At 35.1% G+C, this 22,498-nt stretch carries 21 protein-coding genes and 2 pseudogenes; 17 read left to right on the top strand and 6 right to left on the bottom strand.

Going from position 1 to position 22,498, the window contains the following annotated elements; genetic code table 11:
* Nucleotides 1-109: 109 nt before the first annotated feature.
* From FM071_RS09370 to FM071_RS09340, 7 genes are read left to right on the top strand one after another with little or no spacing between them, the layout of a single operon-like run.
* Nucleotides 110-1,993: a TonB-dependent receptor plug domain-containing protein gene (locus tag FM071_RS09370; RefSeq protein WP_193110738.1), complete on the top strand. Its 1,884-nt coding sequence runs from the start codon at nt 110-112 to the stop codon at nt 1,991-1,993.
* Nucleotides 1,990-2,409: a hypothetical protein gene (locus FM071_RS09365; RefSeq protein WP_193110737.1), complete on the top strand. Its 420-nt coding sequence runs from the start codon at nt 1,990-1,992 to the stop codon at nt 2,407-2,409. The genes FM071_RS09370 and FM071_RS09365 overlap by 4 nt, the downstream gene beginning before the upstream one ends.
* The gene (locus tag FM071_RS09360; protein ID WP_193110736.1) at nt 2,390-3,547 is read left to right on the top strand and encodes a sensor domain-containing diguanylate cyclase; all 1,158 of its coding nucleotides are present in this window, start codon (nt 2,390-2,392) and stop codon (nt 3,545-3,547) included. Before FM071_RS09365 ends, FM071_RS09360 begins: the two co-directional genes overlap by 20 nt.
* 60 nt (nt 3,548-3,607) lie before the next feature.
* Nucleotides 3,608-4,132 carry an S-ribosylhomocysteine lyase gene (gene luxS / locus FM071_RS09355; RefSeq protein ID WP_193110735.1) on the top strand — a complete coding sequence of 175 codons (525 nt, stop codon included), beginning with the start codon at nt 3,608-3,610 and terminating at the stop codon, nt 4,130-4,132.
* Nucleotides 4,123-4,425: a hypothetical protein gene (locus tag FM071_RS09350; protein ID WP_193110734.1), complete on the top strand. Its 303-nt coding sequence runs from the start codon at nt 4,123-4,125 to the stop codon at nt 4,423-4,425. Before luxS ends, FM071_RS09350 begins: the two co-directional genes overlap by 10 nt.
* 10 nt (nt 4,426-4,435) lie before the next feature.
* Nucleotides 4,436-4,927, top strand: a complete 492-nt coding sequence (locus FM071_RS09345) for a hypothetical protein (RefSeq protein ID WP_193110733.1) — start codon at nt 4,436-4,438, stop codon at nt 4,925-4,927.
* On the top strand, nt 4,924-5,688 hold the full coding sequence (locus FM071_RS09340; RefSeq protein ID WP_193110732.1) for a tRNA (5-methylaminomethyl-2-thiouridine)(34)-methyltransferase MnmD: 765 nt from the start codon (nt 4,924-4,926) through the stop codon (nt 5,686-5,688). The genes FM071_RS09345 and FM071_RS09340 overlap by 4 nt, the downstream gene beginning before the upstream one ends.
* On the opposite strand, the gene FM071_RS09335 is transcribed toward FM071_RS09340, so the two are convergent.
* From FM071_RS09335 to FM071_RS09315, 5 genes are read right to left on the bottom strand one after another with little or no spacing between them, the layout of a single operon-like run.
* Entirely contained in the window at nt 5,680-6,927 is a 1,248-nt protein-coding gene (locus FM071_RS09335) for a hypothetical protein (RefSeq protein WP_193110731.1), read from the bottom strand. The two genes, FM071_RS09340 and FM071_RS09335, sit on opposite strands and share 9 nt — an antisense overlap.
* Nucleotides 6,928-6,939: 12 nt before the next feature.
* Nucleotides 6,940-8,715: a DNA helicase RecQ gene (recQ, locus tag FM071_RS09330; protein WP_193112070.1), complete on the bottom strand. Its 1,776-nt coding sequence runs from the start codon at nt 8,713-8,715 to the stop codon at nt 6,940-6,942.
* Between the two features lie 9 nt (nt 8,716-8,724).
* Complete coding sequence (ribE, locus tag FM071_RS09325; protein ID WP_193110730.1) at nt 8,725-9,345, bottom strand: riboflavin synthase; 621 nt, start codon at nt 9,343-9,345, stop codon at nt 8,725-8,727.
* 22 nt (nt 9,346-9,367) lie between these two features.
* Nucleotides 9,368-10,054, bottom strand: a complete 687-nt coding sequence (locus FM071_RS09320; RefSeq protein ID WP_193110729.1) for a tetratricopeptide repeat protein — start codon at nt 10,052-10,054, stop codon at nt 9,368-9,370.
* Nucleotides 10,051-10,257: a hypothetical protein gene (locus FM071_RS09315; RefSeq protein WP_193110728.1), complete on the bottom strand. Its 207-nt coding sequence runs from the start codon at nt 10,255-10,257 to the stop codon at nt 10,051-10,053. Before FM071_RS09315 ends, FM071_RS09320 begins: the two co-directional genes overlap by 4 nt.
* Before the next feature lie 90 nt (nt 10,258-10,347).
* On the opposite strand from FM071_RS09315, the gene mnmG reads away from it, so the two are divergent.
* The 4 genes from mnmG (at nt 10,348) to FM071_RS09295 (ending at nt 17,654) form a co-directional block, all read left to right on the top strand.
* Complete coding sequence (gene mnmG, locus FM071_RS09310) at nt 10,348-12,231, top strand: tRNA uridine-5-carboxymethylaminomethyl(34) synthesis enzyme MnmG (protein WP_193110727.1); 1,884 nt, start codon at nt 10,348-10,350, stop codon at nt 12,229-12,231.
* Nucleotides 12,232-12,321: 90 nt separating this feature from the next.
* On the top strand, nt 12,322-13,983 hold the full coding sequence (locus FM071_RS09305) for a hypothetical protein (RefSeq protein ID WP_193110726.1): 1,662 nt from the start codon (nt 12,322-12,324) through the stop codon (nt 13,981-13,983).
* A gap of 141 nt (nt 13,984-14,124) precedes the next feature.
* Complete coding sequence (locus tag FM071_RS09300; protein ID WP_193110725.1) at nt 14,125-16,209, top strand: ATP-binding protein; 2,085 nt, start codon at nt 14,125-14,127, stop codon at nt 16,207-16,209.
* An 8-nt stretch (nt 16,210-16,217) separates the two neighbouring features.
* Nucleotides 16,218-17,654 carry a DNA double-strand break repair nuclease NurA gene (locus FM071_RS09295; RefSeq protein ID WP_193110724.1) on the top strand — a complete coding sequence of 479 codons (1,437 nt, stop codon included), beginning with the start codon at nt 16,218-16,220 and terminating at the stop codon, nt 17,652-17,654.
* Here the strand turns inward: FM071_RS09295 and FM071_RS09290 are convergent, their stop codons facing one another.
* On the bottom strand, nt 17,655-18,503 hold the full coding sequence (locus FM071_RS09290) for a DNA adenine methylase (RefSeq protein WP_193110723.1): 849 nt from the start codon (nt 18,501-18,503) through the stop codon (nt 17,655-17,657).
* 105 nt (nt 18,504-18,608) lie between these two features.
* On the opposite strand from FM071_RS09290, the gene FM071_RS09285 reads away from it, so the two are divergent.
* The 6 genes and pseudogenes from FM071_RS09285 (at nt 18,609) to FM071_RS09260 (ending at nt 22,469) form a co-directional block, all read left to right on the top strand.
* A complete protein-coding gene (locus tag FM071_RS09285; protein WP_193110722.1) occupies nt 18,609-20,159 on the top strand; it encodes an AAA family ATPase in 1,551 nt (516 codons plus the stop codon).
* A 63-nt stretch (nt 20,160-20,222) separates the two neighbouring features.
* A pseudogene (locus FM071_RS09280) lies at nt 20,223-20,423 on the top strand (IS256 family transposase); the annotation flags it as partial.
* A gap of 121 nt (nt 20,424-20,544) precedes the next feature.
* Nucleotides 20,545-20,826, top strand: a pseudogene (locus tag FM071_RS10875) (isochorismatase family protein); the annotation flags it as partial.
* A 3-nt stretch (nt 20,827-20,829) separates the two neighbouring features.
* Entirely contained in the window at nt 20,830-21,273 is a 444-nt protein-coding gene (locus FM071_RS09270; protein ID WP_193110720.1) for a GNAT family N-acetyltransferase, read from the top strand.
* A gap of 3 nt (nt 21,274-21,276) precedes the next feature.
* Nucleotides 21,277-21,861, top strand: coding sequence for a TetR/AcrR family transcriptional regulator (locus FM071_RS09265; RefSeq protein WP_193110719.1), 585 nt, complete (start codon nt 21,277-21,279; stop codon nt 21,859-21,861).
* A gap of 86 nt (nt 21,862-21,947) precedes the next feature.
* Entirely contained in the window at nt 21,948-22,469 is a 522-nt protein-coding gene (locus tag FM071_RS09260; protein WP_193110718.1) for a carboxymuconolactone decarboxylase family protein, read from the top strand.
* Nucleotides 22,470-22,498 lie beyond the last annotated feature (29 nt).

The following is a 22,498-nucleotide window of genomic DNA, read 5'->3' as shown; positions in this document are numbered from 1 at the left end:
CTAGCCTTTGTTGGATATTTTCTTTTATTTCTCTTGATAAAAATTCCACTTTAAGTTCTTACTAGCAACATTTTTGATACAATAAATAATAAACAATATAAGAGTAATAATGAAATTATTTTTTCTATTAGTCATACTTTTTTCTACACTGTTGCAAGCTTACAATATAGATCAGATTCTTGATTTATACCGTAAAGAGAGTGACCTTTCCAAAAAAACAAAAAATGAATCACTCGGGCATCTAACTGTATATACTCGGGATGATATTGAAAGAATGCAGGCACATAATTTAAGTGAGTTGCTTAACTCTTTGCGCTCTTTTCGCTATGATGAAAATTTGTTTGGCATGCCTGATGTTTTGCATGCTGATCCTGCAACGTATGCAAGTGATATTGTTAAAATATTTATAAACAATCATGAAATCACATCTGCTTTTGCGGGAAGCGGCCTTTTTATATATGGTAACATTGATCTTGGGTTTGTTGACCATGTTGAGGTATATGAAGGGAGTACATCAAGTTCTGTAAACTCTGAACCCTCTGTAGTTACAATCAAATTATACTCTAAAGATCCGGCGAGAGAAGTTGGAACCAACATTCAGGCATATGCAGGTTCTAGGGGTACTCATCATGAAAATATATCCTATGCTGCAGCATCAGATGATCTGAAATATTATGCATATGCGAGCCATAGTAAAGTAGAGAGAACAGATTATACTCATGATACCTATGATCTTTCCCGTGATTATCAAAACAAACATGCACTTATGACAGTGAATTATAAAAATGTTAAAGTAGGCGCTGAATACATTGACCATAAGATGGATCCATTTTTATCATTGAGTATGTTTGCAACACCTAAGAATGGTGATATTGATTATAAACTTAAAAGAGTGAGTGCAACAAGCACCTTTTTAAATGATGATTCGCTTAAACTTTCCCTCTCATTTATCAGAATTAATGAATACCTGAACCTCAATATGGATAGGACGCGATGGACTACAAATCCTGCTAAGCTTTTGTTGCCGCAAGATAGTTTACATTCTAATAGTATTGATGACGTCTATAATGTGAAAGTTGATAAAAAGTTTGCTTATAAAGCAAATAATTTTATTATAGGTTCTGAATATATTAAAAAATCTCTTCATGATACTGTCGCATACAATAATGGAATTTTAGAGAGTAATCCAACTTTTGTAGACAATTCTATATTTTCATTGTATATTCAAGATGACTATATTCTCACTGAAAGTCAAATGCTGACCGCCTCTATAAAACAAAATTATTATCACAGTAAATCAAATGCAACACAACGTAATTTTGATACATTTCAGGCACGTCTTGGATATATTGTTACTTCGAAAGGGAGTACATTTAAAGCTTTTGCATCACAGATGCAGCTACCAACGGAACAGTATGCTTTATCAAGTGCAGCAAACGCTGCAATAGAAGTGCTTCGCATTCGAGATGTTTCTGCTGAATATAATAAAAATATTGCAAATCATACAATAGGCGCATGTTTAGAGTATATTCAAAATGAAAATTCGCGAATAACCATTTCACAAGGTGCACCGAAATATTATAATAACTATAGTGCCAGCGTGAAGTATGATTATAAGTTTGATGCATTTAACAATCTCAAATCAATGCTCTATGCCAATAGATATCATGATCCTGCAACAACTGAGGATAAGAGAGTAAATGGTGCTTTTGTACGTTTTCTCAATACATGGCGAAAATTTGACTTCTATAATGAAGCTGATTATTACCGTGTAAAAAAGACACCGATAAATGGCATTAATTATAATGTTGGTATTCGTTATAAGCCTACTGCTTCACTCATCTTTTCTGTAAAAGGGACAAATATATTTAACAGTGCTGCCAAGAGCAGATACAGTTATATTAAAATGAACGGTTTTGTTCCCGAACAAAAATCACTCTATATCTTTCCAATCGACCAAACTTTTACAGTCGGAATGGAGTATAGCTTTTGAAAACTTTTACTCTCTTTTTGCTTATGCTTTTGGTTGTTGATGTCTCTGCTTCCGATTCCCATTGGGAGGCACTCATTATCAAAAAAATGCTAGAGGGCATGAGTACAAAAAGTGAAATCAGAGTCTATTCTCATGATACACATTTAGAGCATATTGCTGCCGATTCAGAAAAAATCTTCGTGGTGAAGAACTGTGAAAAAGCAGACTTTGTGCTTTCTGATAAGGGTATTCAAAAGTCATGCAAGAAACCAATTATTGTTTTTAGTTATGAAAAATATCTTAAAGACCCAAAGGCAGTTGGTGTCTTTTTCTGGCAAAAGGGACGTCCAACAATTCGTTTTTCATCCAAACGTCTACAGCAGTTTGGATTACAAGTAAAAGGGGAGTTGTTAAAATTTGTCTCAACAAGAAACTAAGAATATAATTAGCAGACCGATTATTCAGTTTACTGTTTTACTCCTTATTATTACATTCATTTCTATTCTCGCCTATACAGAGTATGCAAAGACTCTTCAAAAAACCACTCATGAGTTAAATACAAAAATTATTCATCTTCATACAGAGACTTTTTCGAAACTTTCACATGTATATGAAAAGGACAGCAAGTGTCATTTTCTACAAAGTGTTACAACAAATGCTAAATTACGTCATAATTTTGAGGATATGCTTCGACTTATTCGCATCTCCACTATTCAAAATCTTTTTGTTATTACAAAAGATGAAGATGGTAATTATTATTTTCTTTTGGACAGTGATAATAATCTTACAACACGGGCGAATATCTTTGAACCTTTTAGTCCTTTGGGGAATTTTTGGGATGAGGCCTATAAACAAAAAAAGGTGGAGGTCTTTCATCATAAGCAAGGAACGAATCTTTGGATTACTATTGCATACCCAATTGTTGAAAATAATCAAACAGTAGCATTAATAGGTGCAGATATTTCACATAATCTTGACTTGATTATGCAGACACGTCTGCAGAGCTTCAATAGATTTTTTCTATGGTTGGTTATTATAGGTCTATTGACTTTTGTTGCACACTATATCTTGACACTCTATTTTAGGAAAAAATATTATGAAGGTTACAGGGATCCTCTTACCAATGTGTATAATCGTAAATACCTCTATGATATATTGATCAAAAAACTCTCACGCAGATACCAGCTTTTTATGGTTGATATTGACCATTTTAAAAAAGTCAATGACACCTATGGGCATGATGCAGGAGATGTTATACTGCAAGAGGTCGCCAAGAGACTGAAAAGTTTAACACGCAACGAAGATTCTATTATTCGTTATGGTGGGGAAGAGTTTGTGATATATACAACGAAGCTGAATGCACAGCAGAGTAAAGCATTTGCAGAGCGTCTGCGTGAACATGTGAAAAAAGAGCCCATATACTATAAAAATATTGAATGCCGTATCACAGTTTCCATAGGTGTTAATCCATATGCACGTAATGAAAAACCATTTGATGAAATGTTGAAAAAAGCTGATGAAGCACTCTATAGAGCGAAGATGTCCGGTAGGGATCGTGTATATCTTAGTGAGTAATATACTTTATAAACTAAAAGTCGGTAAAATATCGATATAAATAAATTCAAGGAATGAAATATGCCATTATTAGACTCATTTACAGTTGACCATACAATTATGCCTGCTCCTGCAGTTAGAAAAGCAAAAGTGATGAAGACGCAATGCGGAGATAAAATTACAGTATTTGATCTTCGTTTTTATAAACCAAATGAAGATAAGATGGATGGCCGAGGGATTCATACGCTTGAACATCTGTTTGCGGGATTTATGCGTGAGCATTTAAACGGCAAAGGTGTAGAGATTATTGATCTTTCCCCAATGGGATGCCGCACAGGTTTTTATATGTCTGTCATAGGTACGCCGCGTGAGGCAAGAGTTGCCAAAGCATGGAAAAAAGCGATGGAAGATGTTTTAAAAGTAAAAAGTAAAAAAGATATTCCGGAGTTGAATGTTTACCAATGTGGTACATATAAAATGCACTCACTGAAAAATGCGAAAAAGATAGCATCAGATATCTTGTCGCACAAAATAGGCGTGATGGATAACAAAAAACTGCAACTTAGCAAGAAAAAACTAAAAGAGATAAATAAATCATGCTCGTAGCCGTTCCAATGGATTCAACGGATGTACAAGAGGCAAAGATAACACCTGTTTTAGAAGCTAAAACATGGGCACAGCTGCGTATAGAAGAGGGTGAACTTGTTGAAGTCCTTCACGCAGATGCCTATGATGCTTTTGAAGAGTGGAATGAAGCTGTTGTTGTGCATAGTGACGGTGAACCGGTTATGGATTTTATAAATATGTCCATGATGGTTTTAGTTGCGCATACACAAAAGAGCATTGATGAGATAGTCGAAGCGTTTCTTTTCCGTGAGCTTCACGATTTAGCCTACTAAAAGATTCTTTATGGAGTTAAAACAGTTTTTAGAACTTTTTAACCCGCTTCCGGGAAACCATTACATACAGGTAACTACTAAGCCGGATGCAACGTCTGCTGCTTTGGCCTCTTTACTTGAGGAAGTTAATGGAGAATTTCGTTTAGCCGTATATGCTGAAGAAGAGTTCCCTCTAAGTTCTGAATTAAAAAATGCAAAAGTACAGTTTGTAAAAAACTTTAAAACCCCTTTTCGAGCTCTGCCTCGTGATAATGACATCGTAATATTAAAAGATATTTTGAACACTCACGCAAATCCGGAACTCCTGCTTCGTATCGCTTACACGACACTGGCAAATACCGCTGATATCATCATTATGGAGAAAAAAAACACTTTGGATATTGAAAAAACAAAAGAACTGCTGGACAAATTTGAGTTTCGTGCACCCAATGCCATTGATGTCCTAGAAGAGTATGACCTCGTGATGGCAAAAAAAATGCATATGTGGGGGAATGGTCTTTGAGTAATTTTGAAGATGAACTTCATTCGCTTGCTTTGAGTGAAGACGGCTCTTTTACGGCATATTCGAAAGAGTACGATGAACACTATCACTCAACAAAAGATGGTGCGCTGAGTGAATCGCTCTATAAACATATTATCCCTGCGTATAAGCATGTATCGGATAAAAATGAGGTTACCGTTTTAGATATCTGCTACGGATTGGGTTTTAATACCTTGGCGACTATACTTTATTATCAAGAGCATGCACCTCAGATGAAACTTTCCATATACTCACCAGAACTCGATGCAGATCTGGTCGCGTCATTGAAAGATTTTACGTATCCCAAAGAGTTTGAAGCGCTGCGTGAGGTTGTTGTATCGCTCAGCACTACTGGAAGATATGAAGATGACAACCTGTTTGTAGAACTCTTTTTAGGCAATGCGCGAGAATATATCAAAAAATTTCAAAACAGATTCGACATAGTCTATCAGGATGCTTTTTCACCAACTGTAAATCCTCTTCTTTGGACAAAAGAGTATTTTGCAGATATTAAAAATGCTATAAAAGAAGACGGTATTTTGACTACATACTCCATAGCGCTTAAAACCCGTTTGGCGCTCTATGAAAATGGATTTCATGTTTACTTGAACAAGGGCGAAAATTTTAGAAGTGCCACGCTTGCATCTTTGCGTGAGCTAAGCGGGTATGAATGTGTCAATATGGAACATAAAATTGCATGCAATCCGGATACAAAGCCACTGAGAGATAGTCAGTTATTGTGAATGACTGACCCTCTTAATAGAATATATCCAAGGCGCATCTAAAAAGCCTTGTCTTATATAGATAATTGAAAAGTTGTTTTTCTGATACTGTTTATATACCCCATAGGGCACTCGCATTTCGTCTAATTTATCAAATGTAACATAATAACGGCTGTTTCTACCTCTTACGGCACGTGTATCTGTAACACGATGAAGTTCTACTCGTGCTTTACTTGTGTCAAGATAGATATTCATCTCTTTTAACGCTGTTATGCTTGTTAGAAAAAGAGCAGCAGAACCTAAAGAAATACCTATAAAAAGAGCCAAAGCAAGACGTGAACTTTTATAAAAATAGATAAGTACAAATATACTATATACGGAGACTAACAGTAGTGTGATCTCAAGTGATGGAACTAAAAAGTGATATCTTTCTATAAGTCTTGGTGTATAAAAGATGGAAGCGCTTTCCAAAAGAAGTTTGATTGCACCATTTAAAAAGAGTGCTATAAAAAGTGCAAGAGAAATTGTGATCATTCTACTGCTTTTTTCTCTATAGATGTTATGATTTTTTTGTTCTGTTTTATCAGGCAGATGCATAATGACTTCTCTCATTATGGGTGCTGCCATATCACACAGCTTTTCTATCTCTTGGAGTGTCCGGTCATTTGATTCTTTTGTTGCTGCATGAAGAATAAGTCGTCCATCATAATACTGGAGATACTTCAGAGTAAAGTTATGTTCTTTTAGATTCCAAAAAAGCTCAAATATTAGCGTTTGCAGCTGTGTATCAGTTTTTAAATCCCGGCACAGTATTTTATCATCAGACAGAATATATATCGTATCATCAAATTTTTTATTGCCGCTTTGACATTCATAACTCAAGTGCAGTGATTTTAACAGCTTCTCAAATCTGTTTTCATACTTGAGCATAAAGTCATAACCACATTTTCCATCGATAAAAAGTGTAAAGTTGGCACCTTTGTCTTTGGCATCAATATAATTACTATAGTGATAAAATTTTCCATCAATGCGTTTTTCGGTTAGAGAAAGGTCATCAAAATAGTCATAGGTATGCTCTTTATGTCTTTTTGTTAGGTGTCGCCACAGGAATAGGAGAGTAAAAAGTAAAATAAATGGTATGCGAGTTTGCGGTTCATAAAAAAAGAGTAGTGTCGCATAAAATTTTTCCGGAAAGACGAACATGAAAAAAAGTATAAGTGGTATTGCTAAAAGAAGACTAAAGAGTTGCAGTACAGCCATATTCGTTTTTCTTTAGTTGTTGATGACAGTTAAGAACTCTTCACCAAACTGCTCGTACTTTTTCATTCCAACGCCATTGACCTCAAGCATCTCTTCTTTATTCGTCGGCATATCGTTGGCTAGGTGTTTGAGTGTTTTATCTGAGAAGATGATGTAAGCCGGAACGCCCATTTCACTTGCTAGTTCTGTGCGCTTCTCACGCAGCTTCTCAAAAAGCTCTCTGTCAAAGTCAAACTCCTCGACCTGACGCACCGCTTTTGCTTTTTTATCAACCTGCAGGCGTGATGATTTAATGTCAATGAGTTTTTGTGACTTTAAAATCGCTATGGCATCATTGGTAAGTTTGAGTGTCGAGAAATCTCCTAAGGTAATGATTTTAAGCTCTAAAAGCCGCTCAACAATGACGAACCACTCTTTTTTACTCAAATGGGTACCGATATCATAGACGGAGAGTTTGTCCGCTCCATTGGCAAGAATCTTCTGCTCGTTCGATCCTCTTAGAATGTCTATGATGTAGTTCTTTCCGAAGCTCTGGTTCGTTTTATAGATGGCACTCAGCAGCATCTGTGCCTCTTTTGTGATGTCCTGACGCTTGTCATCTGAGCTAAGACAGTTGTCACAACGTGTTTGACAGCTTTCAAGCGAGTCGTTGAAGTATTCGGCTAGCTGTTTGTGAAAGCAGATCTCACCTGTTGCATATTTGTAGATGGTGTCTATTTTCAAGGCGAGATGTTCCTTGTACTCTTCACTCTCTATCTCTTGCAAAAAGCGTTTATGCTGCATCATATCAGCTGCGTTAAAGAGCAGCAGTGCTTCAGAGTCTTCGCCGTCACGTCCTGCACGCCCAATCTCTTGATAGTAGTTCTCTAAAGATTTCGGCAGGCTCATATGCACCACAAAGCGGATATCACTTTTGTCTATTCCCATACCAAAAGCGATGGTTGCGACTATGATATCCACTTTGTCATTAATAAAGATTCGAAAGTTCTGCTCTCGTACATGCTGTGGCATTCCGGCATGATAGGCGAGTGATCTGTAGCCGTTTTGATTTAAAAAGGTACTTAGTTCTTCGGCTTTCTTGCGTGAGCTTACATAGATGATGCCGCTTTCGTTCTGGTGACGAAGTAGGAAATTTTTAAGCTGTGCCTGACCATTGCTAATGCGTCGCTCGGCTGAGATAAAGATGTTTTTACGAAAGACACTTCCCTTTAAAAGCAGCGGGTCTTGCAAGCGAAGCTCACGCAGGATATCATCGGTGACATTGTCCGTTGAGGTTGCTGTAAAAGCGGCGATGCTTTTGTCCGGAAAGTTTGCTTTTAAGTTGCCAAGCAGTCGATAATCATCACGAAACTCATGTCCCCACTGGCTGATACAGTGTGCTTCGTCAATGACAAAGAAGTTTATCGACAGGTTTTGCAGTATTGCTATCGTGTTGTTGGAGTTGAGTCTCTCCGGAGAGAGATAGAGAAACTTCAACTCGTTGTTGTGCGCCTGCGTGAGGATACTCTCTATCTCATCATACGATTGTGCTGAGCTTATCATAGCTGCCGGAATCTTCTGTGCGACAAGTGAAGCGACCTGATCCTGCATAAGTGCTATTAGCGGTGAGATAACGATGGTAATACCGGACATCATCATGGTTGGGAGTTGATAGACAAGTGATTTTCCGCCACCTGTTGGCAGTATCATTAAAAGATCCTGTCCGCTTAAAATAGCATCGACTCCCTCTTCTTGCAGGGAGCGAAAATCGTTATGCCCAAAGGTGTCTTTTAAAACTTGATTTTTTATAATTTTGCCTTAAAATGCAGCGGAAATTGCATCGACTTCATCCCAAGAAAGAGAATCTTTTGAGCCTGACTGGTGTTTGAGTATATGGGCGATGTAACGGGCGAACATATCGGTCTCCACATTGACACGTGAGCCTTTTTTGTAGTTTTTAAAGAGTGTCTCTTTCATAGTGTGGGGGATGATCGTCAGGCGGAAGTTGTCACTGCTGACATCATTAACGGTCAGACTTACACCATCGATGGTAATAGAGCCTTTTGGCACGATGTAAGGGATGAACTTTTTATCTACTTTGACAAAAACATCATAGGAGTTACCATTGTTCTTCATGGCTTCTATCTCACCGATGGTATCGACATGCCCTTGGACAATATGCCCTTCAAATCTATCGCCCATCGCCATTGCCGGTTCAATATGCACTTCGTTTTTATAGTTCTCGATCGCAAGAAGCTTTTGACTCTCGGGAGAGAGTTCTACTGCAAAGCCGTCATGTGTTACTTCGACAACTGTCAAGCAGGCACCATTGATGGCAATAGAGTCACCAAGAGCGGCTTTGTACTTTGACTTTATACTGAGTTTCGAGCCTGCAAAACTTTTGACAGTGGCGACTTCTCTTATGAGACCTGTAAACACATGAATACCTTTTTATTAAAGATCAAAAGACTATCTTGCCATCTTCTTGAAGATTTTTTATGATTGATTTTGCTTTTTCATGACCTGCATAAGCAGCTTTACGACACAAGTCCAGTGCTTTGTCATTGTCCATCTCACAGCCTACTCCTTGGTCGTACAAAAGACCTAAGTTGTAGAGACCTTCGGGAAGACCTGCTTCGGCAGCGCGTGAGAAGCAGATAAAGCATTTTGCATCATCCTGTTCAACTCCGTGTCCCTCTTTATAAAGCGTACCGAGGTTGTTAAAAGCGGCTGCGTGACCGCGTTTTGCTGCCTCTTCATACCAAAATGCCGCCTCTGAATAGTTTTGTATGCATCCAAGACCTCTCTCAAGCATAAGGGCTACTTCATACATGGCAGGGGGAACTTCTCGTACAGCTGCTTCCATATGCAGTTCATGGGCTTTGAACATATCGTGCTCAACACCGCCGACACCGTTTTCGTAAAGAATAGCAAGGTTAAAAAGGGCATATGGCTGTTTCGCCTCTGCTGCTTTTGTGTAGAGCTCAAGAGTTTTTGCTTCATCGACTTCACACCCCTGTCCCATTTGATGCATATAGCCAAGAGAGGTCATAGCATCGACATTTCCTTCTTCTGCGAGTTGTGAGAAAAGCGCATAGGCTTTTTCGTAATCTTTTGCATTATATGCAGCATTTGCTTCTTGTATCATTTGTCCTCATTCTCTGTTCTGATGTTTTGTCGAAAAACTGTTTTATTGCCTTTTGCGGCAGCTTTTTTTCGACGTATCTTTTCGAGTAGATTTTCTTTTGTATTTAAGTGTTCATCTCTTATCTTGTATTCACCGCTTCCGTCAACTGCCTCATCATAGACAAGTATCTCCGGAACGTAATCTTTAAACAAATCGTCACTCAACTTAAAAACCTCAATTAATTTCGTTTATATTATGCAAATGATACTGAAAAATGATAAAATTCGCATTAAGAAATAATGAACGGATTTTTTATGAATTATGATGTAATAGTAGTAGGCGGCGGTCACGCAGGTATTGAAGCAGCGCTTGCTTCTGCTCGAATGGGAAATAAAACACTTTTGGTCTCTATGCTCGCTGAAAATGTAGGTGCGACGAGTTGTAATCCTGCCGTAGGCGGTTTGGCAAAAGGACACCTTGTACGTGAGATAGACGCACTCGGTGGAGAGATGGGGCTCATAACGGATGAAGTGGGCATACAGTTTCGCATACTTAACCAGACAAAAGGTCCTGCAGTTCGAGGAAGCCGCGCACAGATAGATATGGACAAGTACCGTGTCATCGCAAGAAATACCATCTTAAATACACCAAATCTTGACCTCGCTCAAGATACAGTGGAGTCGTTAATCATTGATAATGGAGAAGTAAAAGGCGTAAAAACCGCTCTTTTAAATGAATACCAAGCCAAAAAGGTCATCATAACAAGCGGAACGTTTTTAAACGGCATCATCCATGTCGGTGAGATTCAGCAGGTTGGCGGACGCTTTGGAGAGCAGACAAGTGTAGGACTTTCAGCTTCACTGAAAAATGATGCAGGGCTTACTATGGCACGTTTAAAGACGGGAACCTGTGCACGTATAGACAGCTCCACTATCGACTTTGACCAAATGGAAAAACAAGACGGTGACGCACTGCCGAACCCTTTTTCTTTTCGAACTGATAGAGAGCAATTTCGTGCGACAAAAAAACAACTGCCTTGCTACATTGCCTATACAAATGAGAATACACACAACATCATTGAATCGAATTTCTACAGAGCACCGCTCTTTACAGGACAGATTGCAGGGAAATCACCAAGATACTGCCCTTCAATCGAAGACAAGATAGATAAATTTCCGGACAAAGAGCGACACCATCTTTTCATAGAACCCCAGACTGCGGACAATACGGAGTGCTATATCAACGGTATGAGCACCTCTTTGCCGCCTGATGTGCAGCGTGATATGATTCACTCGGTAAAAGGGATGGAAAAAGCGAAGATCGTGCGTTACGGCTATGCTATCGAGTACGATTTTGTCGATCCGCGTGAGCTTAAACATTCACTCGAGACGAAGAAGATCAAAGGACTCTATTGTGCCGGACAGATAAACGGAACGACAGGCTACGAAGAAGCGGCTGCGCAGGGAATCATGGCAGGGATAAATGCAAGCCTGTCACTGCAGGATAAAGAGCCGTTGATACTACGTCGTGATGAAGCTTATATTGGTGTGCTCATAGACGACCTTGTTACTAAAGGAACGAACGAGCCTTACCGTATGTTTACAAGCCGTGCGGAGTACAGACTGCTCTTGCGTGAGGAGAGTGCCGATACCCGTCTGGCTCATTACGGTCACGAACTCGGGCTTATTTCAGATGAGTTCTATGAACGTGTCAAGCAAAAAGATGAACAGATTCGTTACGGTGCGCAGCTTTTGGAGGAGACAAGATTTACTCCAAACAAAGAGTTCAATACACTGCTTGCCTCTATGGATGAAGAACCGCTCAAGGATGTTTCAACTGCACAGCAGCTTGTAGCGCGTAAAAGCTTTACGGTTGAGAAGATGCTCAAAATCGTTCCGGAACTTGAAAAATTTGATGCATACATTCAAGATGAGATACTTGTCGAAGGAAAGTATGCGCGTTACATCGATAAGCAGAGTGAAGAGATAGAGCGAATGAAGAAATATCTTAAAGTAAAAATTCCTGAAGGCTTTGATTTTACCATTGTTAGCGGACTCTCAAAAGAGGTACAGGAAAAATTGGCGGATTTCAACCCGCCGACACTGCAAGCGGCAATGAACATCAGCGGTATTACCCCTGCTGCGATTGAGATACTGCACATCTATATAAAAATGGCTGCAAGATCCAATAAAGTGTGAGAATGTTCATTAAAGTATGCGAATAGTTACAATAAAGTTTGAGAATGAGATAGCAAGATGAAGAAACCAAAAAGTATCATTCCTGAGTTTATGACAAAAAATAAAGATGATACTTTTATGTTTTTGATGCCGCTTCGTTTAAAAATTGACTACGAAGATTACGGAAACTCTATGTTTAAAGTAGCTGTTAAAAACATTACGAAAAATGAATTTTTTGATGTGCATCTCTCTCCCGAAATCTTCTTTACAAAGTTTCGATTTCATCAGCCATATAAAAATGGTAAACAAGACAAAAAAAGCAAGAGCAATCTGCTAATAACTAAAAAACAAATTGAACTTTCCCAGTATCAGATAATAGACAAAGATATAATTCTCGATAAATTGATAGATGAAGACAAAATTGTTGAGCTTTTGGGCTGGAAAAGAACCTATTTAAATGATACCAAAAAAACACCATGTTTTAAAATTGACAATAGATTTGAGACAATAATTATTCCTCATTATGCAGTTGCAATTTATTACTATTATAGAACAACTGTTATGCGTGAAGCAGCACTTAGATGTAAGTTAGATGACTTATACATTGCAGTACATAATGATGGTGTTCAAGCTTCAATAACCATTCCAAAATATGTTACTAAAGCAGAAGCACCGTTTATCTGTCGCTTTGCTACAATCGAGTATGCCACACAAATGTTTGATAGGATGGGAAACTTTATAAATGTTTATATCGATTATACGCAAGAAAAAACTTCAAGATCACCAAATGATATGCCAATTAAAGCAAAACTGCCTGTCGATGAGGATTTTTCTTTAAAAGCAAAAGTGCATGAGTTTTGGAATAGTGGCAAGAGAATTATCTATGTGCATGAAATTTTAGATGATAATTCAGATATTGGGTTCAAAAAACTCCAGGTATTACGAGAAAGTAAGACAAGCTCTATTAATTTAGATGAGTTTGAAAATCTTCCAACGGTGAAAAAAGAGATACCGGGAGTGACAACAGAGATCTTAAAAGTTGAAGGTGCAAGCAAGAAAAAGCAACATAGAACAATTCGCTCAAAAAGAAGATCTTGCAGTAGTCTTGATGATATTGAAATCATAGAAGATACTGTGGCGAGTGAAGATATTCCACAGGTTTTAAAAATATATCAGGAGGAGATGGCAAATGAAGTTGTCGATCAAAGTTTAACGGAGTCATCGAAAAGTTTAGAGAAAAAGATCCGCAAAACACGCATATCTAATGAATATGAAAAAAAAGAGCAGGAGAAAAAAGAGTACACTCATAACTTTGATGAATTTTCTCAATATATGAATTTTTTGGCCACTCGAAAGAGCATAAAAAATCTTATAGTTCATGGTAATCAAAAAATGCAACAGGTAATAGATCCGACAACCGATAGAGCATATGTAAGATGCAGTATTGCAGGTAGAGAAAGACAGTATATCACGGCAACATTTCAATATGGTAGTGTATATGTTGGACTTTTGGAACTTGAAAACGCTTCAGGAGGTGCTGCAAGCACTTGGGTGATTTCATCAAAAAAACCAGTAAATCAAATGGTGTTTGATAAGTTTTTGCATTACTATGTTGATGAGAAAATGAATATCAATGATATAAAAGAATTGTATAAGGAGAATAGTGAATTGAAATTTGCTACTAAAAATCATGAGAGAAATGAGATACTTAGTAAAGAAGATTTAGCTCGATGGATGGTTGGGGTGTTGGGGAAATTAATAAAGTTAAGATAGTGAGTTAATAAACATGCGGCTTTCGAATTAAATTTCTATAAATAGGGTTCTTTATAAAAATAGTATTATTTTTAATGAATAAAGGTTGTGTATATTTTTTTTAGGATAAAATCATTGTAAAATCAACATGGATTATGCAAAATGGCTTTAGAAAGTATAGGACAACAATTTAGTAGAGAAAATAATTTAGTAAAACTTATTACAAATATTGAAAAACTTCATGTGGGCTTTGTAATAAGAATGGCATATGATACGGTAGATATCTTAACTAATGATTTTTTTAAAGAAACAGCAGGTGGTGTTCCTCAAAATAGTTTTTTATTAGCAACTGCATTTAATCCCAATAACTTTGAAAATTCACAAGATACTGATAAGATGATATTATTATTGCGGGTTCAAGATTCTTGTAAATTGCCTCAAGATGATGTTAATTTAAATACAATTATTGAACATTTTCAAAGTCTAGATGATATTATTCCGGCAGATAACCGGGATGGTATAGAACAAATTACTCATTCAATTTTACAGTTTGGTGGTTTGACATGCAGTATATTAGGCTGCTTTTATTTAGATGAACTTGGACGATTATGTTTGGGTGCAGACATTGAGGACTTTCAATCTGTAGCACACTTAAGAGTATACAAACCATCGAATGAAGCGTTGTCTACAATTGTTAACTTTATTGATCCCATCAAAATACACAGTATGGAATCTTCAGCTATGAAAATGGGCTTTTCTAAAATGCCAGAAGCATTTCAAATAGGAAATGTACGATATACATCTACAAATAGAATACAAAAAAAAGAAGGTACAAATAATGTTATTGTAAAAATACAACCGACTGATTTTTTAAGCAGAAGAACCGCGGTTCTAGGTATGACAAGAACTGGTAAATCAAATACCATCAAAACTACTGTTTCGGCTGTGGCTTTGGCCGCAATTAAATCAGATTTAAATATAGGGCAGTTAATTTTTGATTTAAATGGCGAGTATGCCAATGCTACGGGACAAGATGATGGCTCATCAATTGCTGAAGTCTTTGAAGATAATGTTGTTCGATATCGTGGGCTTCCAACAATAGGGTTTGAAGATTTGAGAGATAATTTCTATAAATCTTTGAGTGCCGGACTAAATATTTTGCAATCAGTACTTAGTGAAGATGGTTTTAATAATGGGCAAGATATGCAAAATTTAATAAATATGAGTCTTGACGAACCTGATAGAATAGATAAATCAGAACATTTAAGGTGGGAAAAGCAAGCTGCAATTTATAAGTGTTTGTTGTATAAGTCAGGTTATGAGCATGGTAGTGATGATAACTTTATAAAATTTAAAGTTGGTGATGGTATTTTTGAGCAAATGTATGATGCTATATTGGATGATGGAAGTAAGAAGTTAAAAAAAGATAAAATAGATTCAGCAAAAAAATCATTTGGAGATCCAAGTATTGGCTTATCATTACATGATGCTACTGATTTTTTTGGTAATGTTCGAACTGCCAACAAGAAGATTAGGCAACAAGAAGGTGATTTACCAAAAGGACTTGTTTCATCAAGTGGAAAATCATGGTTAAGTGATATTGATAGATCATTATTAAATTTATTAGTTGGAAAATCAGAAAATGATACCTTTATTAGATCTACAGGTACTATAGGAAAATTTAAAATATTTCATTCGAAACATGGAAGTGACAATATACCACGAGATGTTTTTAACCATTTGAAGAATGGAAAAATAGTAATTTTAGACCTATCTATAGGTGACCAAAAAGTTAAAGAAAGAATATCCAAACAAATAGCTACTTATTTGTTATTGCAAGCATCAGAAAATGTAAACAAGGGCAATAAACCAATGCAAATAGTTACTTACATAGAAGAAGCTCATAACTTAATTGGTAAAAAAGCAGAATTAACTGAAATCTGGCCAAGAATTGCTAAAGAGGGTGCAAAATTTGGCATAGCTCTTGTATATGCTACGCAAGAACCATCTTCTGTACATCCTAATATTATGGCCAATACTGAAAACTTTTTTATTACGCATTTAAATAATGACGATGAATTACGAGCACTATCTAAATATTATGATTTTGGTGATTTTGTATCATCCTTGAAAAAAGCACAAGATGTTGGTTTTGCAAGAATTAAAACTCTTTCATCTCCTTATGTTGTTCCAACTCAAATATTAAAATTTGAACCACAAAAATTAAAACAAATCATTTCGAGCTAGGAAGTGTTATGCCTTTTAAAAATGAATCAGCAAGTAAACATGGACATGCTCAAATAACATCGAATCCTGATGTCAAGAAATTTCTCGAAAAATGTCCAGATGTAGATGTTCCTACAAAAATAGATCTAGAGAAATATATTCAAAAATTTCAGAGTATTGATGATTATAATGCAACTTTACCAAAATTACTTTTGGCCATAGATGGATCATTTTACGAATCTTTTGTTGATGAAGAATATCCAAGTAGGCAAGTGGGTTACATTAAAATCAGTTCAGTGTTATTAAATATGGAAAAATACTTAGATGTTGGTATGACAAAGAGTAAATATATAAATCCTAGAGAAATAGCTAAATTACAAAAAGAGATAGATACTGTGAGTTTAGCTCTACCAGGTGCCTATGTTAGATTGCCAGATTGCGACACTGTAACAGAAACTTTTAGAAAGACATTATTAGACTATCTGCAAGGCGATACAACCAAGCTACATGGCAGAAGTCTTTACGATACATTAATTATTTTAATTGATTATTTGGGGCGAATAAGTGAAAATGAAAATGGAGAAAAACATATTGTTTTTTCAAAGTGTTCAGTGAATAATTGTCATGAGGGTGAGAAAAAGAACTTTAAAATATATTTAGATATTAAGACGGGGGTGGGGGTTTGTCCTATTTGTAAGTGCAAAAATTATGCATCAGATGTTTTACGAACCTTTGAAGAGTTCTCAGAAACAGAGAGTAATGTTCAAGCCTATAGTCGTATTATGAGTTTTCTTGAACATTTATTATCGGTGCATTATATATATTATTTGTGGAAGAACAATCTTCAGCTACTTTCTCAAATGTGTATATTTCTAGATGGACCATTAGCTATTTTTGGACCTAGTGCAGTATTTAGAAAAGCAATAATGCTTTTACTTGACGATATAAGACAAGAGGCTAGACAAGTTGGTCTTGATGAGCCTTTGGTCATGGGATTGTCAAAAAGTGGAAGGGTATATGAGCATTTTTTAAAAGTAGATAAAATTAAAGTATTTGATAAGGAAGAGAAAAAAGATTTTATTCCTAGAAATACTTTTTTTATGATTAGTGATGAGTATAGGTATAGATTTATTGATTCTGCACAAAAAAATCATGAAAAAAATCATGGAGAAGGCACATACTACGGGCAAGATATTTTTGTAAAAACAAAGAAAGGTGGACGTTTTGTAATTTGTTTAGCATATCCATTTAGAGAAAAAGGTGCAGACTTTCAGCAAAGAAAAATAGAATTAAGCAAATATAAAAAAATTGCTCAGGCTCTAGCTGTAATACATGAACTAGAAGCGGATTTATATGAAAACTCTGTTGTTCCACTTGTACTAGCTCATAAACATACATCGATTAGTTTGCGTCCAGGTGGAAAGGTTTTAGATATCTTGACGACAGATGCTTTTAATAAGAAATGATTACAAAGTAATATTTAGATTCAAATTGCTCGCAATAAATTCTTTTTTAAAAATTCTTTCTTTATTTGATGATGTAGTATATCGAATATCAAAAAAGCCATATTGGGCAAAGCTTTTATATAAATCACTCAATGGTGGTTCGTAGTCATAACTAAGAAGCCATTTTGTATTTAAATTTTCAATGAATTGTTTTAAGGATAAGTGATCCTCTTCTGTAAAGTAAAAGTTATATAAATCTTTAGCTTTATTAACATAGGGTGGATCAAAATAGATAAAAGTATTGTCATTAATATATTGCTGTCTATTATTTAAAGAATCTTGATAGTCACCTTCGTCTATAAAGAGTACTCTATCGCGATAAGATGACAATCTTTCTATTTTTTCAATAATGGCTTTTTTGTTAAATCTACAATCTATTTTATATTGTGAAATTTGCTTTTGTCCTCCTATTGGTCCAGCTTTCAAAATACCAGAAAAATTTGTTCTGTTTAAAAATAAACATTTTAAAGCTTGTGTCCTTTTGGTTTTTGGTTTGTACTTCTTAAAGTGATGCCATTCATCTAGCGAAACTTTTAACTTTTGAATTTCTTTGACCAACCACGCTGATTCAAAAAAAACAGTATGCCAAAAAGATGCTACCAATGGATCTTTTTCAATAAGAGCAATTCTATTCACATAGTTGTGTTGAAGCATATACAAAGATACACTAGCCCCACCAGCAAACGGTTCAATGAATAAATCTGGTTTTATGCCATTAGATTGCATAATCTTTTGTAAAGTTGTACAAAACTTTTGTTTTGAACCTGGATATCGCAAAGGACTTGTGACTATTTTTTTTGATTTTATCATAATTGAAAGTATAGTGAAAAAAAGAGAAAAAGGCCAGAAATAATTAATATAAATTTAAATAGAATATTGCATAGTAAAATATAAAATGAAAAAAGTGATTTCCAGATGATTATTAATGATGTTATGATAGATAAGTTCCGTGGCTTTAAAAATCAAAAGTTTGTAATTGGTAGCCAGTTAACTGTGATAGCTGGACAGAATGGTACACAAAAAACAACTTTATTAGGGATGGTAAGCCAACCTTTTTCAATAACAGATCAGGCTAATCCGATAAAGAACGAAAAGCCTTTGTCTGGAGGAAATTATAAATCAGCTTTTGCAGATAAATTTAAGTTGTCAGAAGAATTTGATAAACCCAAAATGCATCAATGGACGCTGCATTTAAATGAATCCATAGCAGAAATTTCTGAGTTTACAATAGAAAGTATTCCAAGAAATAACACTATACGGTTCTGGAAAAAAGGAACAAAAGAGAAAGGATCTGGGTATATCCAGTTGCCAGTTATTTATTTAAGCTTATCCAGGTTGTTGCCAATAGGAGAAGATAAGGTTTTATCAGAAAGTGATTCTATTGTTCTCACAGAGGAAGAGCAACAGTTTTATGAAACTTGGCATAACAATATTTTAATTATTCCAAATTTAAATATCCAAAATATTAACTATCTCGATAGTAAATTGAAAAAAACTATCGGAGCCAATACAGAATTTTATGACTGGAAGATGAATTCTGCTGGGCAAGATAACGTAGGGAAAATTATACTTGCTGTTTTATCTTTTAAGCGATTAAAAGATAAATATCCAGAATACTATAAGGGAGGTATATTGGCCATTGATGAAGTTGATGCTACATTATATCCTGCTTCACAAGTAAGGCTTATTGAATTCCTGAAAAAGTTTGCTGCTAAACTTAATATTCAAGTAATTGTAACAACTCATTCATTAGAGATTTTAAATAAGGCTTGTGAATGGCAATTTGATGAAAAAATCAAAGAACAAGTAAAAGTTGTATTTTTAAAAATTAGGAATAATGAAATTATTATCGATAATGGAATTAGTTATAATAGAATAAAACAAAATTTAAATGTTGCATTAGATAGCAAGAAGAAAGAAAATAATAAAATACTTTTATTTTCAGAAGATAATGAGTGTCGATTATTCTTTAAATGTTTAATAAAAAGAGAATCTTCAAAATTTAATTTTATTAAGATGGCAACTGGATGTAATAATTTAATTCAGTTAGTAGTTGATTTTAAAATACCTTCGTTTGTTTTCCCTGAATCATTAGTTGTATTGGATGGTGATGTGAAAAGGAATGCAAAACAAATGAAAAAAATTCAAAAAGTAAAGAATATAATTTTACTACCAGGACAGAATCCACCAGAATTATTACTAGCAGATTTAATTCAAAATATCGATGAAAATAAACTTGAAAAAATTTATTCAGATTATACGAGACAAATAGCATTTAAAGATATAGATTACAATGAAATAAAAACAAACAGAGTAAAAGCTAAAGAATGGTTTAAATCTCAAGAAAAATATTGGGGACGAGAATCCGTAAAAATTATTAATCTATGGATGCAGGAAAATCCAGAAGAAGTTCAAAATTTTTTAAAAAATTTTCAAGAAATATTATCAAAGTATCCAAAAAATTAGTATACTTAAAGGGAGTGTTAGAAATTCCGTGTCAGTTTGATAAAATACTATTAAGGACTGACAATGAATGAAGAAGTAGAATTTGATTTTGATGAAATTTTAAAAGAATTCAGAAATGGAAAAAAGCTTACCTGTAAAGGTGGGCTTTTAGCACCACTAATAAAACAACTTACAGAAGCTACACTCGAAGCAGAGGTTGAATCTCATATAGCCAATGATGTACTTGGCGGCAAACCAAATAGATATAACGGTTTTAATACGAAATATTTTTTATACAGCATATCTCTATGAGAAAAGGCGCGACTTTTTTTCTGCCAAATAGTGAAGGTGTAGAGCTGCATCCTTCTTTTAACATAAATGATAGCACAGTTGTCACAAAGCACCATTAAATAGTTTTCGTGGGACAAATTTACAAGAGGAATTACAAAGCAGAGAGATAAACAATCTCATAATCTGCGGTGTTATGACACATATGTGTGTAGATACAACAGTGAGAGCTAGATTTAATTTAAGCTATAATATTGAACTTATAAGTAATGCTTGTGCGACGAAGGACTTGATATTTCACAAAGAGGTGATAAAAGCTGAGGAAGTACATTGTGCTTTTATGGCTTCGTTAAATGGGATTTTTTGTAAGGTAAGCATGACAGTAAATACACTAAGGTAAATAATGGAAAATAAAGCAATACGATGGGTATATGATTGTGAGAGTATAGATTATAATGAACTCTCAAACCTATACAAAATAACTTTGCTTGGTGATAAAAAAGCAGAAGATTTAAAAGTAGTATTCTCAAATAGTTTGTATAAATGTTTTGTGTATGTAGAAGAGAAACTAATAGGTGTCGGAAGAGCTTTGGCAGATGGTGTAGATTGTTCCTATATTTGCGATGTTGCGATACATCCTAGGTATCAAGGACAAGGAATAGGCAAGAGTATAGTCGGTAAACTTGTTGAATTTTCTAACGGTTATAATAAAATAATTCTCTACTCATATCCAGGGAAAGAAGATTTCTATCGCAAGCTTGGATTTGCAAAAATGAATACTGCTATGGCTATCTTTAAAAATCAAGAACAGGCTTTTGAGTGGCAGCTTCTACAAAAGGTTATTTAGCTAATGGGTAAAGAACAAATGAATCAACCAACCAGAGAAAAAATCCTTGATGTAGTCTTTGAACTTGTCTATATCCATGGGTATAACGGTACAAGTATGTCGATGATACTTAAAGAGTGCGGTATACCAAAAGGCTCACTTTATCATCATTTTAAATCAAAAAAAGATATGGTGCTAGCTGTTATAAAAGAGCGACTTTTACCTAGAATGGACGAGTTTTATTCGCTTGATGTAAGAGATGATAAAGATGGTATAGATACTGTAATAGAATCAATTTTACAAGTAGCACAAAAAGAGAACCTTTTAATATATGGATGTCCACTCAATCGACTGAATCAAGAGATGTCACCGAGAGATAAAGATTTTGAAAATGCAATCAACATTATCTATAAAAATATAAAAATAAAAATAAAAAAAGTTCTTAATTTCTCTTCAATACAACAAAATATAGATAAAGATTCTCTTTCTTCATATATCATAACGACAGTATGGGGTGCACTCTCTCTTAGTCCTTCAAATTCCTCTCAAGAGCAATATCTTAGCTCGGTACAACACCTTATAAATTATTTGCAATCACTTAAAAACTAAAATTAGACCATTCAGTCTAATTGAAGAATAAAATTACTATACTTTTAAAACAGACCGATAGGTCTAGTTTAAACTAAAGGTAGGTAATGTTTATTATAAAACCCATAAAAGCAGAAGAAGCAACAGGTGAGTTAAAACTTATATATAAAAAAATTCAAAAAACACTTGGATTTGTACCGCCGCACTTTGAATTATTTGCAACAATTGATGCTAAATCTTTGATGGATTTTATAGAGTACAATCTGTACTTTAAAAATCATTCAAATATAGATGAAGATTTATTGCCATATTTGCGACTCTGTATAGCTCAAAAAGAGTGTAGGAAGTATTGTATAAGTTTTAATACAAAAATGTTACAAGAGATGGGAGTAGATAAAGCGATACTTGGTGACATATGCTCTAATATTTCCAAATTGCCATTTGATGTAAAACAAAAACTTTTACTTAGTAAAGTTATTGATGCCATATATAATGCTGATAAATTTAGTAGGGATGATTTAGAAGAGTTGTATAGTGTAGGTTTTAGCGATAAAGATTTTTATGAGCTGCTAGGTTACGGAACAAATTTTATGGCAAAGAGTAAGATGATAGAGGTCTATTTAAAATAGAATTACTTGAGGGAAGCGTAAAATCATTA

Source organism: Sulfurimonas paralvinellae, assembly GCF_014905135.1.
Lineage (GTDB): Bacteria > Campylobacterota > Campylobacteria > Campylobacterales > Sulfurimonadaceae > Sulfurimonas > Sulfurimonas paralvinellae.
The sequence above is the reverse complement of the archived record's forward strand: the minus strand, read 5'-3'. Positions and strand labels throughout refer to the sequence as shown.

Coding starts and splice junctions, on each gene's coding strand:
- mnmG (WP_193110727.1), top strand. CDS start 10,348: ATGAATTATGATGTAATAGTAGTAGGCGGCGGTCACGCAGGTATTGAA.
- FM071_RS09290 (WP_193110723.1), bottom strand. CDS start 18,503: ATGATAAAATCAAAAAAAATAGTCACAAGTCCTTTGCGATATCCAGGT.
- FM071_RS09305 (WP_193110726.1), top strand. CDS start 12,322: ATGACAAAAAATAAAGATGATACTTTTATGTTTTTGATGCCGCTTCGT.
- FM071_RS09260 (WP_193110718.1), top strand. CDS start 21,948: ATGTTTATTATAAAACCCATAAAAGCAGAAGAAGCAACAGGTGAGTTA.
- FM071_RS09295 (WP_193110724.1), top strand. CDS start 16,218: ATGCCTTTTAAAAATGAATCAGCAAGTAAACATGGACATGCTCAAATA.
- FM071_RS09335 (WP_193110731.1), bottom strand. CDS start 6,927: ATGGCTGTACTGCAACTCTTTAGTCTTCTTTTAGCAATACCACTTATA.
- FM071_RS09350 (WP_193110734.1), top strand. CDS start 4,123: ATGCTCGTAGCCGTTCCAATGGATTCAACGGATGTACAAGAGGCAAAG.
- FM071_RS09320 (WP_193110729.1), bottom strand. CDS start 10,054: ATGATACAAGAAGCAAATGCTGCATATAATGCAAAAGATTACGAAAAA.
- FM071_RS09270 (WP_193110720.1), top strand. CDS start 20,830: ATGGAAAATAAAGCAATACGATGGGTATATGATTGTGAGAGTATAGAT.
- FM071_RS09265 (WP_193110719.1), top strand. CDS start 21,277: ATGGGTAAAGAACAAATGAATCAACCAACCAGAGAAAAAATCCTTGAT.
- luxS (WP_193110735.1), top strand. CDS start 3,608: ATGCCATTATTAGACTCATTTACAGTTGACCATACAATTATGCCTGCT.
- FM071_RS09300 (WP_193110725.1), top strand. CDS start 14,125: ATGGCTTTAGAAAGTATAGGACAACAATTTAGTAGAGAAAATAATTTA.
- FM071_RS09345 (WP_193110733.1), top strand. CDS start 4,436: ATGGAGTTAAAACAGTTTTTAGAACTTTTTAACCCGCTTCCGGGAAAC.
- FM071_RS09285 (WP_193110722.1), top strand. CDS start 18,609: ATGATTATTAATGATGTTATGATAGATAAGTTCCGTGGCTTTAAAAAT.
- FM071_RS09370 (WP_193110738.1), top strand. CDS start 110: ATGAAATTATTTTTTCTATTAGTCATACTTTTTTCTACACTGTTGCAA.